This window comes from Streptococcus sp. oral taxon 431 (assembly GCF_023110115.1).
In the GTDB taxonomy this organism is placed as follows: Bacteria; Bacillota; Bacilli; order Lactobacillales; family Streptococcaceae; genus Streptococcus.
On sequence record NZ_JALDVP010000003.1, the window covers coordinates 37,855 to 54,528 of the forward strand.

Consider the following 16,674-nt stretch of genomic DNA (forward strand, 5'->3'; position numbering starts at 1 on the left):
TTACACTTACTTGAGTTAAGTCATTTGCTTAAAATTGTGGTATAATCGTTCAGTTAGAAAATAAATTTGAAATAAATAGAGGAAATCATGACAAAATTAAGAGAAGATATCCGTAATATCGCGATTATCGCCCACGTCGACCACGGTAAAACAACCCTCGTTGACGAATTATTAAAACAATCTGAAACTCTTGATGCGCGTACAGAATTAGCTGAACGTGCAATGGACTCAAACGATATTGAAAAAGAGCGTGGAATTACCATCCTTGCGAAGAATACAGCAGTTGCCTATAACGGAACTCGTATCAATATCATGGACACACCAGGACACGCGGACTTCGGTGGAGAAGTTGAACGTATCATGAAAATGGTTGACGGTGTAGTCTTGGTAGTGGATTCTTACGAAGGTACTATGCCTCAAACTCGTTTCGTATTGAAAAAAGCTTTGGAACAAGACCTTGTCCCAATCGTTGTTATCAATAAAATTGACAAACCATCAGCCCGTCCAGCAGAAGTAGTGGATGAAGTTTTGGAACTCTTCATCGAGCTTGGTGCAGATGATGATCAGCTTGACTTCCCAGTAGTCTATGCTTCAGCAATCAACGGAACATCTTCATTGTCAGATGATCCAGCAGACCAAGAGAAGACTATGGCGCCAATCTTTGATACCATTATTGACCACATTCCAGCTCCAATCGATAACTCAGATGAGCCACTTCAATTCCAAGTGTCACTTTTGGACTACAATGATTTCGTTGGTCGTATCGGTATCGGACGTGTCTTCCGTGGTACTGTTAAGGTCGGAGACCAAGTTACTCTTTCTAAACTTGATGGTACAACCAAGAACTTCCGTGTTACAAAACTCTTTGGTTTCTTTGGTTTGGAACGTCGTGAAATCCAAGAAGCTAAGGCTGGTGACTTGATTGCCGTATCAGGTATGGAAGACATCTTCGTTGGGGAAACAATCACTCCAACAGATGCAGTTGAAGCTCTTCCAGTTCTTCACATCGACGAACCTACTCTTCAAATGACCTTCTTGGTCAATAACTCACCATTTGCTGGTCGTGAAGGTAAATGGGTCACTTCTCGTAAGGTTGAAGAGCGTCTTCAAGCAGAATTGCAAACAGACGTATCTCTTCGTGTAGATCCAACAGACTCACCAGATAAATGGACAGTTTCAGGACGTGGGGAATTGCACTTGTCAATCCTCATCGAGACTATGCGTCGTGAAGGTTATGAGCTTCAAGTATCTCGTCCAGAAGTTATCGTCAAAGAAATCGATGGTGTGAAGTGTGAGCCATTTGAGCGCGTGCAAATCGACACACCAGAAGAATACCAAGGATCTGTTATCCAAAGCCTTTCTGAACGTAAGGGTGAAATGTTGGATATGATTTCAACTGGTAATGGTCAAACTCGTTTGGTCTTCCTAGTTCCTGCGCGTGGTTTGATTGGATACTCAACTGAGTTCTTGTCAATGACTCGTGGTTACGGGATCATGAACCATACCTTCGATCAATACTTGCCATTGATTCCAGGGGAAATTGGTGGACGTCACCGTGGTGCCCTCGTTTCAATCGATGCTGGTAAGGCTACAACCTACTCTATCATGTCTATCGAAGAACGTGGTACTATCTTTGTCAATCCAGGTACCGAGGTTTACGAAGGCATGATCATCGGTGAAAACTCTCGTGAAAATGACTTGACTGTTAATATCACCAAAGCAAAACAAATGACTAACGTTCGTTCCGCTACTAAGGACCAAACAGCGGTTATCAAAACTCCTCGTATCTTGACACTTGAAGAATCACTTGAGTTCTTGAACGACGATGAGTACATGGAAGTAACTCCTGAATCGATTCGTTTGCGTAAACAAATCCTTAACAAGGCAGAGCGTGAGAAAGCAAACAAAAAGAAAAAATCAGCTGAGTAAGAGCTAGAAAGAGATAAAGATGGTCTATTTAATCATAGGGATACTCTTATTACTACTCTATGTATTTGCGACACCTCAAAGTATCAAGGGGACGGTCAATGTTGTAATATTAGTCTTTGGACTTGTTGCCCTCGTAATCTTGTTGCTCTTGTCTGCCCTACAGATTTTCCAACTTCCAGCAGAAATCTTTATTACATTGGGAATGCTGGCTCTTACTTACTTTAGTTTGAGAGACATCAGTCTCATGTCGATTCGAAAGAAGCGCGAAAATTAAATCTATTCATAACAAAAAACTTCTATCAGCAACTCAGTTGCCGATAGAAGTTTTTATTTGTTACTGTTTTTGTCAGAATAACGGTTGTAGAAATCTACTTTTATCTGGATAAAATGTTCTAATTCACGAAAGAGTTGTAGAAGCGTAGCCCGTGTCTCAAACTCTTCTCTAGTTTTAGGGAGAGATCGATTGCGAAACACCTCTAGGTAGCTCTCGATATCATTCAATAAGTCGTAGGCTGGATTGGTTTGACTCAGTTGGCTAGCTGTTTTTGAAAAGAGCTGAGCGACAATCAAACTCTCACTAGCGGCTAGTTGGCAGGTGTTAATCTGTTGAGCCATATTTCTTAAGATACGCGTTTGTCTTTGCCGCATCTCAAAGTAGTGGATATGATAATCTGTCTGGTGAAAGAGATGGTCAGAGTGATCGAGGTAAACTAGCTTAAGAGCATCCTCAAGCAGTTGATCAAGTTCATTTACAAGTTGAGCCTGATTACGGCCATCTCCTCTTTTCAGATAGTAAGAAAGCCGTAGAAGAACATCTCTGAGTTTTTCTTCAACAAGCGTATGATAATGTTGAATTTCTTTTTCACGTGAAGGCATGTAGAGATTGACCAGAAGTGCAAATCCAGTACCGATTAGGAAGAGTAAGAGCTCATTCAGTAAAAGTGCTGGTGTTGTTGATTGTTGGATTAAGAGATGGCTGACCAGAACGCTACTAGGAGTGATTCCAATTTCCCAACCCAGTTTATAGGCTAGAGGAACATAGATTGCTAAGTAAAGTCCAAAGCTCCAGATATGATAACCAGTTAGTTGAAAGGCAATAACACCAACTAAGAGAGCTAGAAGAGTTGAAAAAAGACGATTGCGGGCTAGCTTGATCGTGCTTCTTCGAGTATCAGAAAGACTCAAGATAGCAATGATACCAGCTGAAACAGCTGATGACAAATCAAAAAAGTAGGCTAGTAAACAAGCAAAACAAGTTGCTAGGACTAGTTTAAGAGTGCGTTGTGTGATAGACATAGAATACTTTCCTTGAGATAAATGCTTTAAAGTTATAGTAGTAGGTGAGGTAGAAAGGTCTATTCCAAGAGAGTTATTGAGAAAATAATTTGTTCTCCATGTAGTGGTTTGATTATAGTATAAATATGTTTTGAAATCAAGTGAATCTAATAATAGTATAGGCAGAATGAATATTTATGAAGCCAGACACAACTTCGTTTTGTGGTATAATAATTAGAAAGGAGTTTTACATGCAAGAATTTTTTAAAAGTTATTTTAATAAGCTAGATTTAACAACGGTATTTGAGAATCTTTTAACGAAAGTGATTTCTCTTTTAATTTTATTTGTGCTATTTTACATAGCTAAACAGCTTCTCCACGCAGCTGTCAAGAAAATTGTCAAGCCTTCACTTAAGTATTCAAATCGTGATGCAGGACGACAAAAGACAATCTCGCGTTTATTAGAAAATATTTTTAATTACACCCTTTATTTCTTTTTAGTTTACTGCATTTTGTCTATCCTAGGACTTCCTGTATCCAGTTTACTAGCTGGTGCTGGGATTGCCGGAGTTGCAATTGGTATGGGGGCGCAGGGCTTCTTATCAGATGTTATCAATGGCTTCTTTATTCTCTTTGAACGCCAGTTGGATGTAGGAGATGAAGTTGTTTTGACAAATGGTCCCATTACTGTATCGGGAAAAGTAGTTAGTGTCGGCATTCGAACCACTCAACTAAGAGGTGAAGACCAGGCTCTCCACTTTGTTCCCAACCGTAATATTACCGTGGTTAGCAATTTTTCAAGAGATGAGTTGAACTGAAATTTTACTTGATTTATGGTACAATAGAGGGAGTTTGACAGAGGAGAAATGATGGTTTTAGATAAACAATTAGGAAATGGTTGTACCTGGATAAATCTTGATATCGAAAAAATTAAAAATCTTGAAGATTTATCTGAAATCTATGGTTTGGATAAGGAAACCATCGAATATGCTCTGGATAGAAATGAAAGAGCCCACATGGATTATAACCGTGAGAATGGGACTGTGACCTTTATTTATAATGTTCTTGACCTAGAAAAAGACAAGGAATACTATGAAGCGATTCCCATGACCTTTATCGTTGAAAAACAACGAATCATCACAATCAGCAATCATAAGAATGCCTATGTGATTGAACGTATGCTAACTTATCTGAAAACTCATGAAATTATTTCGATTTACAAGTTTCTCTTTGCTGGTTTAGAGATTATCAGTAACGCCTATTATCCAATCATTGAAAAGATGGATAAGAGTAAAGATGAAGTCAACAGCTTACTTCGTCAGAGAACAACAAAGAAAAATCTCTTCGCCCTCTCTGACTTGGAGACTGGTATGGTTTACTTAACAGCAGCGGCAAAACAAAATCGACTCCTCTTAGAACATATCCAGGGCCATGCTCTTTATCGGAGATTTAATGAAGTCGAACGAGAGCAGTTTGATGATGCAATGATTGAAGCCCATCAGTTGGTGTCTATGACAGACTTGATTTCTCAAGTCTTGCAACAACTCTCATCTTCTTACAACAACATCCTAAACAATAACCTGAATGATAGTTTGACAGTTTTGACTATTATCTCCGTCTTACTAGCAGTACTTGCGGTTATTACAGGTTTCTTCGGAATGAATGTTCCTCTACCATTTACAGAAGAGCCAAATGCTTGGATTTATATCCTAATGGCTAGCCTGATTTTATGGGCGGCCTTATCTCAATGGCTGAAGAAAATTACTAGAAAATAAAAGAGAAGGAGCCAGAATGGCGATTGAAAATTACATGCCAGATTTTGCTGTGGAAGCAGTTTATGATTTGACAGTCCAAAGCCTGAAAAACCAAGGGATCAAAGCTGTTTTGGTGGATTTGGACAACACTCTGATTGCTTGGAATAATCCTGATGGGACTCCAGAAATGAAACAGTGGTTACATGACCTTCGTGATGCAGGTATTCGTATCATCGTGGTGTCCAATAACTCTAAAAAAAGGGTTCAACGTGCAGTTGAAAAATTTGGGATTGACTATGTTTATTGGGCTTTGAAGCCCTTTACTTTCGGGATTGACCGCGCCATGAAGGAATTCCACTATGAGAAAAACGAAGTGGTCATGGTTGGGGATCAACTCATGACGGATATTCGAGCTGCTCACCGAGCAGGGATTCGTTCGATTTTGGTCAAGCCCTTGGTGCAGCACGACTCTATCAAAACGAAGATTAACCGCGCTCGTGAGCGCCGTGTCATGAAAAAAATCACTGAAAAGTACGGTCCTATCACATATAAAAAAGGAATCTAACTATGGAAGAAATTCTCTGTATTGGCTGTGGAGCAACCATTCAGACGACAGATAAGACTGGTCTTGGTTTTACACCTCAGTCAGCACTCAAAAAAGGTTTGGAAACTGGTGAAGTTTATTGCCAACGTTGTTTCCGTCTTCGTCATTACAATGAAATCACAGATGTCCAGTTGACGGATGATGATTTCCTAAAACTCTTGCACGAGGTAGGAGACAGTGATGCCTTGGTGGTCAATGTGATTGATATCTTTGACTTTAATGGTTCTGTTATCCCAGGATTGCCTCGCTTTGTATCAGGCAACGATGTTCTCTTGGTTGGAAATAAAAAAGACATCCTTCCTAAGTCTGTTAAGGCTGGTAAGATTAGTCAATGGCTCATGGAACGTGCCCATGAAGAAGGTCTACGTCCTGTTGACGTCGTTCTGACTTCAGCCCAAAACAAGTATGCTATCAAGGAAGTCATTGATAAAATTGAGCACTATCGTAAGGGTCGTGACGTCTATGTAGTTGGGGTTACCAATGTTGGAAAATCAACTCTTATCAATGCCATTATCCAGGAAATTACGGGTGACCAGAATGTCATCACAACATCACGTTTCCCAGGGACAACCTTAGATAAGATTGAGATCCCACTTGATGATGGTTCTTATATCTATGATACACCGGGAATTATCCATCGTCATCAGATGGCCCACTACTTGACAGCCAAAAACCTCAAGTATGTCAGTCCTAAAAAGGAAATCAAACCTAAAACCTACCAGCTCAATCCTGAGCAAACTCTCTTTTTAGGTGGTTTGGGACGTTTTGATTTCATTGCAGGAGAAAAACAAGGTTTCACAGCTTTCTTTGATAATGAACTCAAACTTCATCGTACCAAGCTTGAAGGAGCGAGTGACTTTTACGATAAGCACCTTGGAACCCTCCTTACACCACCAAATAGCAAGGAAAAAGAAGATTTTCCAAAACTGGTCCAACATGTCTTTACTATCAAGGATAAGACAGACCTCGTTATCTCAGGACTAGGCTGGATTCGTGTAACAGGAACTGCCAAAGTAGCCGTCTGGGCCCCAGAAGGCGTCGCAGTCGTCACACGAAAAGCAATTATTTAAACACAGAAAGGAAAGGGTTGTCTTTATAAAGGCGAGCACTGCGAGCCCATAGAAGATACTTTTCGCCGTGGTGTTAGTTGGTACAAGTGATTGTACCAACTGCGGAAAATTTGAGACCTTAGGCTCAAATTTTAGTCATGAAAGTCCAGAGGACTTTGCTGACGTCCGTCACCACTTCAGAAAAGTATAAAAAGAAACTCTTTTAAATGAATTATGTCATTAACATCGAAACAACGTGCCTTCCTCAACAGCCAGGCACACACCCTTAAACCCATTATCCAAATCGGGAAAAATGGACTCAACGACCAAATCAAAACCAGCGTTCGTCAGGCACTTGATGCCCGCGAATTGATCAAGGTTACTCTCTTGCAAAACACAGATGAAAACATCCACGAAGTAGCTGAAATCTTGGAAGAAGAAATCGGTGTGGATACAGTCCAAAAAATCGGCCGTATCTTGATTTTGTATAAACAATCAAGCAAGAAAGAAAATCGTAAGATTTCTAAAAAAGTCAAAGAAATCTAAAAATATACTCCAAAAAACTGTTTTTACAGAAGACTAAAGGAGATTAGCCTATGGCAATCGAATTATTAACTCCCTTTACAAAAGTGGAGTTAGAGCCAGAAATCAAGGATAAAAAACGTAAGCAAGTTGGAATCTTAGGGGGAAATTTTAACCCTGTTCACAATGCCCATCTTATTGTGGCAGACCAAGTGCGCCAGCAGTTGGGATTGGATCAAGTTCTGCTCATGCCTGAGTATCAACCGCCTCACGTAGACAAAAAGGAAACCATTTCTGAACACCACCGCCTCAAGATGCTTGAATTGGCAATTGACGGAATCGAAGGTTTAGCTATTGAAACCATTGAGCTAGAGCGCAAGGGTGTTTCCTACACCTACGACACCATGAAGATTTTGACAGAGAAGAATCCAGATACAGATTATTATTTCATTATCGGAGCCGACATGGTGGACTATCTGCCTAAGTGGTACAGAATTGATGAATTGGTCGACCTCGTTCAGTTTGTAGGAGTTCAGCGACCACGATACAAGGCTGGGACTTCTTATCCCGTCATCTGGGTGGATGTGCCTCTTATGGATATTTCATCCAGTATGGTACGTGATTTCATCGCCCAAGGTCGAACACCTAACTTTCTCTTGCCAAAACCAGTGCTAGACTATATTGAGAAAGAAGGGCTTTACTGATGGCATACCAAGACTATATCAACTGTTCGCGTGAAGAATTGTTGGAAAAAATGGCAGAGCTCCTACCTGAAAAACGTCTAACCCATTGTCTAGGTGTAGAGCGTGCAGCCATAGAATTGGCTCAGCGCTTTGGTGTGGATGTTGAGAAAGCTGGTTTGGCAGGTCTCCTTCATGACTATGCTAAAAAGCTATCAGATCAAGAATTTTTAGACTTGATAGATCGTTATCAACTAGACTCTAATCTTAAAAACTGGGGCAATAATGTCTGGCATGGCATGGTCGGTATCTACAAGATTCAGGAAGATTTGGATTTGAAAAATCCTGAAATTTTGCGAGCTATTGAAATCCATACAGTTGGAGCTGGTCAGATGACGGACCTTGATAAGGTTATCTACGTCGCAGACTACATCGAGCATAATCGTGCCTTTCCAGGGGTGGACCAGGCGCGTGAGATTGCAAGTTTGTCACTCAATAAGGCAGTAGCTTATGAAACAGCTCGCACTGTGGAGCATTTGGCTCGCCAAGGATTGCCTATTTATCCCCAAACCCTTGAAACCTATAACGCCTATGTGCACTATTTGAAAGAGGACTAAATGAACGAAAAAGAATTACTAGAACTAGTCGTGAAAGCGGCTGATGAGAAACGTGCGGAGGATATCCTCGCACTTGATGTACAAGAATTAACTAGTGTGACAGACTACTTTGTTATCACTAGCTCTATGAATAGCCGTCAGTTAGATGCTATCGCTGAAAATATCCGTGAAAAAGTAGCTCAAGCAGGCTTTAAAGGTAGTCATGTTGAAGGTGATGCAACTGGAGGCTGGGTCTTACTCGACCTCGGTGGTGTAGTAGTGCATATCTTCTCAGAAGAAATGCGTGCTCACTATAACCTAGAAAAACTATGGCATGAGGCAGCATCAGTAGATTTATCTGAAACCTTATAGTCTTTTCCTTTATCTTTTATTACGGCGTTAACTCATTTTGCCTAACTCTAGTTATGCCTGCAATTCGTTGCCTAGTACTAAAAGCAAACGAAAAGACTATAGTGTTACAATTGAACTCAGTTGTAGTCAACTGGGTTTCTTTGCTTATTTTAGAAAAAAAGATAGAAAGGTATAGGGCGAGTGGTGTTTGCCATGGAGGCTCTTGGTATCATGATTATGGCAACTTACGAAACCTTTGCGGCGGTCTATGATGCGGTTATGGATGATAGTTTATACGATAAATGGACGGATTTTTCCCTCCGGCATTTGCCCAAGACTAAGGAGAGAAAGAAACTCTTGGAATTGGCTTGTGGGACAGGCATCCAGTCAGTGCGCTTTTCTCAGGCTGGTTTTGAAGTGACTGGACTGGACTTGAGCGCGGACATGTTGAAGATTGCTGAGAAGAGAGCTACTTCAGCCAAGCAAAATATTGGTTTTATGGAAGGCAACATGTTGGATTTATCCAAGGCTGGTAAATACGACTTTGTGACCTGCTATTCCGATTCCATCTGCTACATGCAGGATGAGGTGGAAGTAGGGGATGTCTTTAAAGAAGTCTATAATGCTCTCAATGAGGACGGGGTCTTTATCTTTGATGTGCATTCGACTTACCAGACAGACGAGGTCTTTCCTGGCTATTCCTATCATGAAAATGCAGAAGACTTTGCCATGATCTGGGATACCTACGAGGATGCAGCACCACATTCTATCGTGCATGAGTTGACCTTTTTTATCAAGGAAGCGGATGGTTCCTTTAGTCGTCACGATGAAGTGCATGAGGAGCGTACATACGAAGTCTTGACCTATGATATTTTGCTAGAACAAGCTGGTTTTAAGTCCTTCAAGATTTATGCTGACTTTGAGGATAAGGAGCCTACAAAGACCAGTACCCGTTGGTTTTTTGTCGCGCAGAAGTAGGAGGTTGATATGGTTCGATCAAAATATTCTTGGGAAGAAGTTTCGCAGTTTAATCGTATCCGTCAAAATGGAACGCTTTGGGAAAAAGATGGGCAATATTTTTATGTTCAGGAAGAAGGAACCGTATTTTCAGAGTTAGTTGTTTACGATATGTCTAAGAAACTTTTTGATATGTTAGTAAATGAAATAAAATCGGAGGATGATATCCGACATATGCTAATGTATGGAACATGGCCAATGACGGTTGCCGGATGCCATAGACCAACGATGTTGATAGCTTATCCTGAACTGCAAAAGAATTATAGTAATGAACAACTAGCAGAAATCCTTCCAGTAGGAGAAAAACAATGGCTTAACTGGAGAGGGAGATTGCCTGAGTGGTATCGTAGATTTCGTCATTAGAAAGGGAGAACATCATGACCATTACAGGTATTATAGCGGAGTTCAATCCTTTTCATAATGGCCACAAATACCTGCTAGAACAGGCGGATGGGCTGAAAATCGTTGCCATGTCTGGGAATTTCATGCAGAGAGGCGAGCCGGCTATCGTTGACAAGTGGACACGGGCTCAAATGGCACTAGAAAATGGAGCGGACTTAGTTGTAGAATTGCCCTTTTTAGTCAGTGTTCAGGCGGCAGATTTTTTCGGTCAAGGTGCTGTTGAACTCTTGGCTCGTTTGGGAATTGACAGCCTAGCTTTTGGGACAGAGGAAGTTCTGGATTACCAAAAAATTGCTAACTTATATGCAGAGCGTGGTCAAGAGATGGAGAATTTTGTGGACAATCTACCTGATTCACTCTCCTACCCTCAGAAAACCCAAGCCATGTGGAAGGAATTTGCAGGTCTTGATTTTTCGGGAGATACGCCCAATCATGTCTTAGCTCTTGCCTACGCCAAGGCAGTTGCTGGAAGAAATATCAAACTTCATCCAATTCAACGTCAGGGAGCAGGCTATCATTCTGTGGACAAGGATGTGGACTTTGCATCTGCGACAGCCATCCGTCAGCACCAAAGTGATCAAGGTTTCTTAGAACGCTTTATGCCTTCTGTTACTCTTTTTGAGCAGACGAGTAAGGTGAACTGGGAAGATTATTTTCCACTTTTACGCTATCAAATCTTGTCAAATCCACACCTAACCACCATTTATCAGGTCAATCAAGAAATGGCAGTGCGCATCAAGGAAGCCATCAAAACAGCCCAGTCTGTCGAGGAATTGGTTGAGTTAGTGGCTACCAAGCGCTACACCAAGGCACGTGTCAGACGCCTCTTGACCTATATCTTGGTGCAGGCTAGAGAAAGTGACCTGCCAGAAGCCATTCATGTCCTTGGATTTACCGAAAAAGGCAGGCAACACCTCAAATCTCTGAAAGACCAAGTCCAGCTTGTTAGCCGAATCGGTAAAGAACCCTGGGATGCAATAACCCAAAAGGCAGACCAAATTTATCAACTGGGACACCCTAGTATAGCAGAACAAAATTTTGGTCGAGTGCCAATCAGAATCGAATCGAACTAAGTCTACTTTGAGGTGGACTTTTTTTTAGTCTTTTGCAAAAAAATTCTTTTAAAAAATAGTTAGGTTTAAGAAGCTTATTTTACTAAGGAAAATGAAGATATTGCTCCTAAAAATAACTATAACAACTTCCATTTAAGGTTTGTTAAAAATATTTTTTTGTGGTAAAATGTATAAGAATGCATGTCATTCAGATAAACAAATAAATTGAGGTAAAAACATGGAAATTATGACAATTGTTATGGTTGTTTTTGCCGTCATCATTGGTTTAGTCATTGGATATGTCAGCATATCAGTCAAGATGAAATCATCACAAGAGGCTGCAGAGTTGATGCTTTTAAATGCTGAACAAGAAGCAACTAATTTACGAGGACAAGCTGAGCGCGAAGCAGATTTATTACTAAATGAAGCCAAGAGCGAAAGCAAATCCCTTAAAAAAGAAGCACTATTGGAGGCTAAAGAAGAAGCCAGAAAATACCGCGAAGAAGTGGACGCTGAATTTAAGTCGGAGCGTCAAGAACTCAAGCAAATCGAAAGTCGTTTGACGGAGAGAGCTACGAGCCTTGACCGTAAAGACGATAATTTGACGAACAAAGAAAAAACACTTGAACAAAAAGAACAAAGTATTTCTGATAGAGCAAAAAACCTTGATGCACGTGAAGAGCAACTAGAGGAAATTGAAAAGCAAAAGCAAGCAGAACTAGAGCGTGTCGGAAGTCTGACACAGTCAGAGGCAAAAGATATTATCTTAGCACAGACAGAAGAAAACTTGACCAAGGAAATTGCTAGCCGCATTCGTGAGGCGGAGCAAGAAGTCAAGGAACGTTCAGATAAGCTTGCTAAGGATATTCTGTCCCAAGCCATGCAGAGAATTGCTGGTGAGTATGTAGCTGAGTCTACCAACTCAACTGTTCATCTGCCTGATGATACCATGAAAGGTCGTATCATTGGTCGTGAAGGTCGTAACATCCGTACCTTTGAAAGTTTGACAGGGGTTGATGTCATTATTGATGATACGCCAGAAGTGGTAACCTTGTCAGGTTTTGATCCTATCCGCCGTGAGATTGCCCGTATGACGATGGAAACCTTGCTCAAGGATGGACGTATTCACCCAGCTCGTATCGAAGAGTTGGTTGAGAAAAACCGTCAAGAAATTGATAACCGTATTCGTGAATATGGTGAAGTAGCAGCCTATGAAATCGGTGCACCTAACCTTCACCCAGACTTGATGAAAATCATGGGTCGCTTACAGTTCCGTACTTCATACGGACAAAATGTCTTGCGACACTCAATCGAAGTGGCTAAGTTGGCTGGTATCATGGCTAGCGAACTTGGTGAAAATGCAGCCCTTGCTCGCCGTGCAGGATTCCTTCACGATATTGGTAAAGCCATTGACCGAGAGGTAGAAGGCAGCCACGTTGAGATTGGTACTGAATTAGCTCGCAAGTACAAAGAGCATCCAGTTGTGATTAACACGATTGCTAGTCACCACGGAGATGTAGAGCCTGAAAGTGTGATTGCAGTTCTCGTTGCTGCAGCGGATGCCCTGAGTGCCGCTCGTCCAGGAGCTCGTAGCGAATCACTTGAAAGCTACATCAAACGTCTCCATGATTTAGAAGAAATCGCTAATAGCTTTGAAGGAGTTCAAAATAGCTTTGCCCTTCAAGCAGGTCGTGAAATCCGAATCATGGTAAATCCAGGTCAGATTAAGGACGACAAGGTCACAATCTTAGCTCACAAAGTTCGTGAGAAAATCGAAAGTAACCTCGATTACCCAGGAAATATCAAGGTAACCGTGATTCGTGAACTTCGTGCAGTTGATTATGCAAAATAAATAAGAAAGAGCAGTTGAAAAATTACTGCTTTTTTGTTACACTAGATAGAAAGATTGTAGTAAGCAGAAATGCCTTCACAAAGAGAATTCTGAATGAATTTTCAAGGCATTTCACAAACTATCCAAAGGAGACATCATGGCAGACCGTGGCTTACTAATCGTTTTTTCAGGTCCTTCAGGAGTTGGAAAAGGAACGGTTAGACGAGAAATTTTTGAGAGTTCTGAAAATCAATTCCAATATTCTGTATCTATGACAACACGGGCTCAACGTCCAGGTGAAGTAGACGGAGTTGACTATTTCTTCCGTACGCGTGAAGAATTTGAAGAATTGATCCGTCAAGGACAGATGTTAGAGTATGCAGAGTATGTAGGCAACTACTACGGAACTCCTCTGACCTATGTCAATGAAACCCTTGATAAAGGGATTGATGTTTTCCTTGAAATTGAAGTGCAGGGAGCTCTTCAGGTCAAGAAAAAAGTTCCAGATGCAGTCTTTATCTTTTTGACACCGCCAGATTTGGAAGAATTGCAAGACCGTCTCGTAGGCCGTGGTACCGATAGTGCAGAAGTGATTGCCCAACGTATCGAAAAAGCTAAAGAAGAAATTGCTTTGATGCGTGAGTATGACTATGCTATTGTCAATGATCATGTTCCTCTTGCCGCAGAACGTGTCAAACGTGTGATTGAAGCAGAACATTTCCGCGTCGATCGTGTCATCGGTCACTACCAGGATATGCTACCAAAGTCTCCAACTATTCGATAAACTATAGAAAACAGGTACAAACAAATGATGCTTAAACCCTCTATTGATACCTTGCTTGACAAGGTACCATCAAAATATTCACTCGTCATCTTGGAAGCAAAACGTGCTCACGAATTAGAAGCTGGAGCAACTCCAACACAAGAATTCAAATCTGAAAAATCTACACTTCGTGCCTTGGAAGAAATTGAATCAGGGAATGTAACCATCCACCCAGATCCAGAAGGGAAACGCGAAGCTGTTCGTCGTCGAATCGAAGAAGAAAGACGATTGAGAGAAGAAGAAGAAAAGAAAATCAAAGAGCAAATCGCGAAAGAAAAAGAAGAAGGTGAAAAAATTTAAGGTTGGGGGGACTCAATCTTATTTTTTCTATTGCAAGAATACTCAATCAATTGAAACGATTTAAGAAGAGAAGGAGGTGAGGATATGGCTATTGCGAAAATCATTGTGGATGTTCCCTTGATGCAGACGGACCAACCATACAGTTACAAGGTCCCTGAGGAATTTGTAGACATGCTGGAAGTTGGTATGCGGGTTCATGTGCCTTTTGGGAAGGCCAATCGCTTGATTCAGGGAATTGTTCTTGGAATGGAACAAGAATCTGATGTAGATGTGGCAGACGAGGACTTGAAAGAAATTGCTGAAGTGCTGGACTTTTCTCCTGTCTTAACGGAGGAACAACTCTGGCTGGCCGAAGAACTACGTAAGTCAGTTTTTTCATACAAGATTTCTATTCTAAAAGCTATGCTTCCAGGATTTTTGAATTCTAGCTATGATAAAATCCTCTATCCTCTGGAAGGCTTGAGTCAGAAAGACAGAGACCGTTTGTTTGGATCGCAAGAGTCCTTAGCATTTTCATCTCTAGACTTAGAAAAGCAGGCCGAGATGATGCGATTGACTCGCAAAGGACTTTTGAAGTTAGAGTATCAGGCTGTTGATCAGAAGAAGGTCAAAACACAGTCTTGGATTCAAGTGAATCTTGACAAATTAGAAAAGCTAGAAATCTCAAACCGTGCCAAGAAGAAATTGGAACTGCGAGATTATTTATTAGCACATCCAGAAAGTACCCCTTTGGCTGCTTTGTTAGAACATTACTCACGGGAACAAGTTAACTTCTTTGTGGAACATGGTGCTATCACCATCGTGCAAAAGGAAGTGCAACGTTCAGCTGCCTACTTTGAAGGAATTGAATCCAGCCAATCTTTAGAGTTAAATCCAGAACAAAAAGAAGCCTGTGAGGCGGTTGTTGGAGCAATTGGGAAAGAACATCCTCCATTTCTTCTACAAGGAATCACAGGAAGTGGGAAAACAGAGGTTTACTTGCAGATTATCCAAGGAGCCTTGGATATGGGAAAAACAGCTATCGTTTTAGTCCCAGAAATCTCTCTGACACCTCAAATGACAGAGCGTTTCATTGCTCGTTTTGGTGATAAAGTTGCCATTCTCCACTCTGGCTTGTCAAATGGTGAAAAGTATGATGAGTGGCGCAAGGTGGAGCGTGGAGATGCTCAGGTAGTTGTTGGGGCCAGGTCTGCTATTTTTGCACCTTTGAAAAATCTAGGGGTTATCATTATCGATGAAGAGCATGAGGCTAGCTACAAGCAAGACAGTAATCCGCGTTATCATGCTAGGGATGTGGCTATTTTACGAGCTCAATACAATCAAGCTGCCCTAGTTCTTGGTTCTGCAACACCGAGTCTTGAGAGTCGTGCGCGTGCTGGTAAGGGTGTCTATCAACATCTACGTCTGACTCAACGGGCCAATCCTTTAGCAAGTATTCCTGAGGTTCAACTGATTGACTTCCGTGATTACATCGGGCAGAATGAAACATCAAACTTTACACCACCACTGATTGAGGCCATTCAAGATCGACTGGATAAAAAAGAGCAGGTTGTTCTCATGCTCAATCGCCGTGGCTATTCTAGCTTTGTCATGTGCCGAGAATGTGGGACTGTGGATACCTGTCCAAACTGCGATATTTCTCTGACGCTACACATGGATACTAAGACTATGAACTGTCATTATTGTGGTTTTTCTAAGGAAATCCCCCATGTCTGTCCAAACTGTCAGAGTCGTAGTATTCGATACTATGGAACGGGAACTCAAAAGGCCTACGATGAGCTGGCTGAACTCTTTCCAGAGGCACGCATTCTACGCATGGATGTGGATACCACTCGTAAAAAAGGCAGTCACCAAGCTTTACTTGAGCAGTTTGGCAAAGGGGAGGCAGATATCCTGTTGGGAACCCAGATGATTGCCAAGGGCTTGGATTTTCCAAATGTGACCTTGGTTGGTGTTCTCAATGCGGATACAGCCTTGAACCTGCCTGATTTTCGTTCTTCTGAGAGAACCTTCCAACTCTTGACCCAGGTAGCAGGCCGTGCCGGTCGAGCTGAAAAGGCAGGTCAGGTTTTGATTCAGTCTTATAATCCTCAGCATTATGCCATTCGATTCGCCAAGGATCAGGATTACGAAGGTTTCTATGCCTATGAAATGGGTATCAGACGTCAGTTGGGTTATCCACCTTATTATTTTACTATTGGAATCACCTTATCTCATAAAAAAGAAGAAGAGGTTCATAGACGTGCTTATCAAGTTATGGAGATTTTGCGGTCAGGTTTATCGGATGCTAGTGTAATTCTAGGTCCGACGCCAAAACCTATCGCTCGTACTCATAACCTCTACCACTACCAAATTTTGATTAAATACCGTTTAGAAGATGAGTTGGCTTCTACCCTTAATCAGGTCTTAGCCCTAACTCAAGAACGTGAAAATAGCGAACTTCGTCTCAGTATTGACCACGAACCGCAACAATTTTTATAGAAGGAGAA

General features: G+C 41.4%; 18 protein-coding genes. 17 read left to right on the forward strand and 1 reads right to left on the reverse strand.

Annotated features, from left to right (window positions below):
- Window positions 1–87 precede the first annotated feature (87 nt).
- The gene (typA, locus tag M1F91_RS05395) at window positions 88–1,929 is read left to right on the forward strand and encodes a translational GTPase TypA (protein WP_004251427.1); all 1,842 of its coding nucleotides are present in this window, start codon (window positions 88–90) and stop codon (window positions 1,927–1,929) included.
- 19 nt (window positions 1,930–1,948) lie between these two features.
- On the forward strand, window positions 1,949–2,203 hold the full coding sequence (locus tag M1F91_RS05400; protein ID WP_004251425.1) for a DUF3165 family protein: 255 nt from the start codon (window positions 1,949–1,951) through the stop codon (window positions 2,201–2,203).
- A 53-nt stretch (window positions 2,204–2,256) separates the two neighbouring features.
- Here the strand turns inward: M1F91_RS05400 and M1F91_RS05405 are convergent, their stop codons facing one another.
- Window positions 2,257–3,225: an aromatic acid exporter family protein gene (locus tag M1F91_RS05405; protein ID WP_006152696.1), complete on the reverse strand. Its 969-nt coding sequence runs from the start codon at window positions 3,223–3,225 to the stop codon at window positions 2,257–2,259.
- Window positions 3,226–3,455: 230 nt separating this feature from the next.
- Here M1F91_RS05405 and M1F91_RS05410 point away from each other — a divergent pair, with 230 nt between their 5' ends.
- The 15 genes from M1F91_RS05410 (at window position 3,456) to M1F91_RS05480 (ending at window position 16,666) form a co-directional block, all read left to right on the forward strand.
- Window positions 3,456–4,022, forward strand: a complete 567-nt coding sequence (locus M1F91_RS05410) for a mechanosensitive ion channel family protein (RefSeq protein ID WP_006152683.1) — start codon at window positions 3,456–3,458, stop codon at window positions 4,020–4,022.
- Window positions 4,023–4,073: 51 nt separating this feature from the next.
- On the forward strand, window positions 4,074–4,979 hold the full coding sequence (locus M1F91_RS05415; RefSeq protein WP_247912921.1) for a magnesium transporter CorA family protein: 906 nt from the start codon (window positions 4,074–4,076) through the stop codon (window positions 4,977–4,979).
- A 16-nt stretch (window positions 4,980–4,995) separates the two neighbouring features.
- Window positions 4,996–5,523, forward strand: coding sequence for a YqeG family HAD IIIA-type phosphatase (locus M1F91_RS05420; protein WP_247912922.1), 528 nt, complete (start codon window positions 4,996–4,998; stop codon window positions 5,521–5,523).
- A gap of 2 nt (window positions 5,524–5,525) precedes the next feature.
- Window positions 5,526–6,632 carry a ribosome biogenesis GTPase YqeH gene (yqeH, locus tag M1F91_RS05425; protein WP_247912923.1) on the forward strand — a complete coding sequence of 369 codons (1,107 nt, stop codon included), beginning with the start codon at window positions 5,526–5,528 and terminating at the stop codon, window positions 6,630–6,632.
- 213 nt (window positions 6,633–6,845) lie between these two features.
- A complete protein-coding gene (gene yhbY, locus M1F91_RS05430) occupies window positions 6,846–7,157 on the forward strand; it encodes a ribosome assembly RNA-binding protein YhbY (protein ID WP_000060171.1) in 312 nt (103 codons plus the stop codon).
- 50 nt (window positions 7,158–7,207) lie between these two features.
- Complete coding sequence (locus M1F91_RS05435; RefSeq protein WP_225750076.1) at window positions 7,208–7,837, forward strand: nicotinate-nucleotide adenylyltransferase; 630 nt, start codon at window positions 7,208–7,210, stop codon at window positions 7,835–7,837.
- Complete coding sequence (yqeK, locus tag M1F91_RS05440; RefSeq protein WP_247912924.1) at window positions 7,837–8,430, forward strand: bis(5'-nucleosyl)-tetraphosphatase (symmetrical) YqeK; 594 nt, start codon at window positions 7,837–7,839, stop codon at window positions 8,428–8,430. The genes M1F91_RS05435 and yqeK overlap by 1 nt, the downstream gene beginning before the upstream one ends.
- Window positions 8,431–8,781 carry a ribosome silencing factor gene (rsfS, locus tag M1F91_RS05445; RefSeq protein ID WP_247912925.1) on the forward strand — a complete coding sequence of 117 codons (351 nt, stop codon included), beginning with the start codon at window positions 8,431–8,433 and terminating at the stop codon, window positions 8,779–8,781.
- Between the two features lie 216 nt (window positions 8,782–8,997).
- Window positions 8,998–9,738: a class I SAM-dependent methyltransferase gene (locus M1F91_RS05450; protein WP_282185024.1), complete on the forward strand. Its 741-nt coding sequence runs from the start codon at window positions 8,998–9,000 to the stop codon at window positions 9,736–9,738.
- A 9-nt stretch (window positions 9,739–9,747) separates the two neighbouring features.
- Window positions 9,748–10,140 carry a hypothetical protein gene (locus tag M1F91_RS05455; protein WP_223332577.1) on the forward strand — a complete coding sequence of 131 codons (393 nt, stop codon included), beginning with the start codon at window positions 9,748–9,750 and terminating at the stop codon, window positions 10,138–10,140.
- A 14-nt stretch (window positions 10,141–10,154) separates the two neighbouring features.
- Window positions 10,155–11,252: a nucleotidyltransferase gene (locus tag M1F91_RS05460; protein ID WP_247912926.1), complete on the forward strand. Its 1,098-nt coding sequence runs from the start codon at window positions 10,155–10,157 to the stop codon at window positions 11,250–11,252.
- A 217-nt stretch (window positions 11,253–11,469) separates the two neighbouring features.
- On the forward strand, window positions 11,470–13,083 hold the full coding sequence (locus M1F91_RS05465; protein WP_247912927.1) for a ribonuclease Y: 1,614 nt from the start codon (window positions 11,470–11,472) through the stop codon (window positions 13,081–13,083).
- Window positions 13,084–13,219: 136 nt separating this feature from the next.
- Entirely contained in the window at window positions 13,220–13,846 is a 627-nt protein-coding gene (gene gmk, locus M1F91_RS05470; RefSeq protein ID WP_000775049.1) for a guanylate kinase, read from the forward strand.
- Between the two features lie 24 nt (window positions 13,847–13,870).
- Window positions 13,871–14,185, forward strand: a complete 315-nt coding sequence (gene rpoZ / locus M1F91_RS05475) for a DNA-directed RNA polymerase subunit omega (protein WP_004251389.1) — start codon at window positions 13,871–13,873, stop codon at window positions 14,183–14,185.
- 84 nt (window positions 14,186–14,269) lie between these two features.
- A complete protein-coding gene (locus M1F91_RS05480; RefSeq protein ID WP_247912928.1) occupies window positions 14,270–16,666 on the forward strand; it encodes a primosomal protein N' in 2,397 nt (798 codons plus the stop codon).
- The last annotated feature ends 8 nt before the right edge of the window (window positions 16,667–16,674 follow it).

Bases quoted from the DNA above. Each gene is read 5' to 3' on its own strand.
- typA (WP_004251427.1), top strand. From the start codon at position 88: ATGACAAAATTAAGAGAAGATATCCGTAATATCGCGATTATCGCCCAC.
- M1F91_RS05400 (WP_004251425.1), top strand. From the start codon at position 1,949: ATGGTCTATTTAATCATAGGGATACTCTTATTACTACTCTATGTATTT.
- M1F91_RS05405 (WP_006152696.1), bottom strand. From the start codon at position 3,225: ATGTCTATCACACAACGCACTCTTAAACTAGTCCTAGCAACTTGTTTT.
- M1F91_RS05410 (WP_006152683.1), top strand. From the start codon at position 3,456: ATGCAAGAATTTTTTAAAAGTTATTTTAATAAGCTAGATTTAACAACG.
- M1F91_RS05415 (WP_247912921.1), top strand. From the start codon at position 4,074: ATGGTTTTAGATAAACAATTAGGAAATGGTTGTACCTGGATAAATCTT.
- M1F91_RS05420 (WP_247912922.1), top strand. From the start codon at position 4,996: ATGGCGATTGAAAATTACATGCCAGATTTTGCTGTGGAAGCAGTTTAT.
- yqeH (WP_247912923.1), top strand. From the start codon at position 5,526: ATGGAAGAAATTCTCTGTATTGGCTGTGGAGCAACCATTCAGACGACA.
- yhbY (WP_000060171.1), top strand. From the start codon at position 6,846: ATGTCATTAACATCGAAACAACGTGCCTTCCTCAACAGCCAGGCACAC.
- M1F91_RS05435 (WP_225750076.1), top strand. From the start codon at position 7,208: ATGGCAATCGAATTATTAACTCCCTTTACAAAAGTGGAGTTAGAGCCA.
- yqeK (WP_247912924.1), top strand. From the start codon at position 7,837: ATGGCATACCAAGACTATATCAACTGTTCGCGTGAAGAATTGTTGGAA.
- rsfS (WP_247912925.1), top strand. From the start codon at position 8,431: ATGAACGAAAAAGAATTACTAGAACTAGTCGTGAAAGCGGCTGATGAG.
- M1F91_RS05450 (WP_282185024.1), top strand. From the start codon at position 8,998: ATGGCAACTTACGAAACCTTTGCGGCGGTCTATGATGCGGTTATGGAT.
- M1F91_RS05455 (WP_223332577.1), top strand. From the start codon at position 9,748: ATGGTTCGATCAAAATATTCTTGGGAAGAAGTTTCGCAGTTTAATCGT.
- M1F91_RS05460 (WP_247912926.1), top strand. From the start codon at position 10,155: ATGACCATTACAGGTATTATAGCGGAGTTCAATCCTTTTCATAATGGC.
- M1F91_RS05465 (WP_247912927.1), top strand. From the start codon at position 11,470: ATGGAAATTATGACAATTGTTATGGTTGTTTTTGCCGTCATCATTGGT.
- gmk (WP_000775049.1), top strand. From the start codon at position 13,220: ATGGCAGACCGTGGCTTACTAATCGTTTTTTCAGGTCCTTCAGGAGTT.
- rpoZ (WP_004251389.1), top strand. From the start codon at position 13,871: ATGATGCTTAAACCCTCTATTGATACCTTGCTTGACAAGGTACCATCA.
- M1F91_RS05480 (WP_247912928.1), top strand. From the start codon at position 14,270: ATGGCTATTGCGAAAATCATTGTGGATGTTCCCTTGATGCAGACGGAC.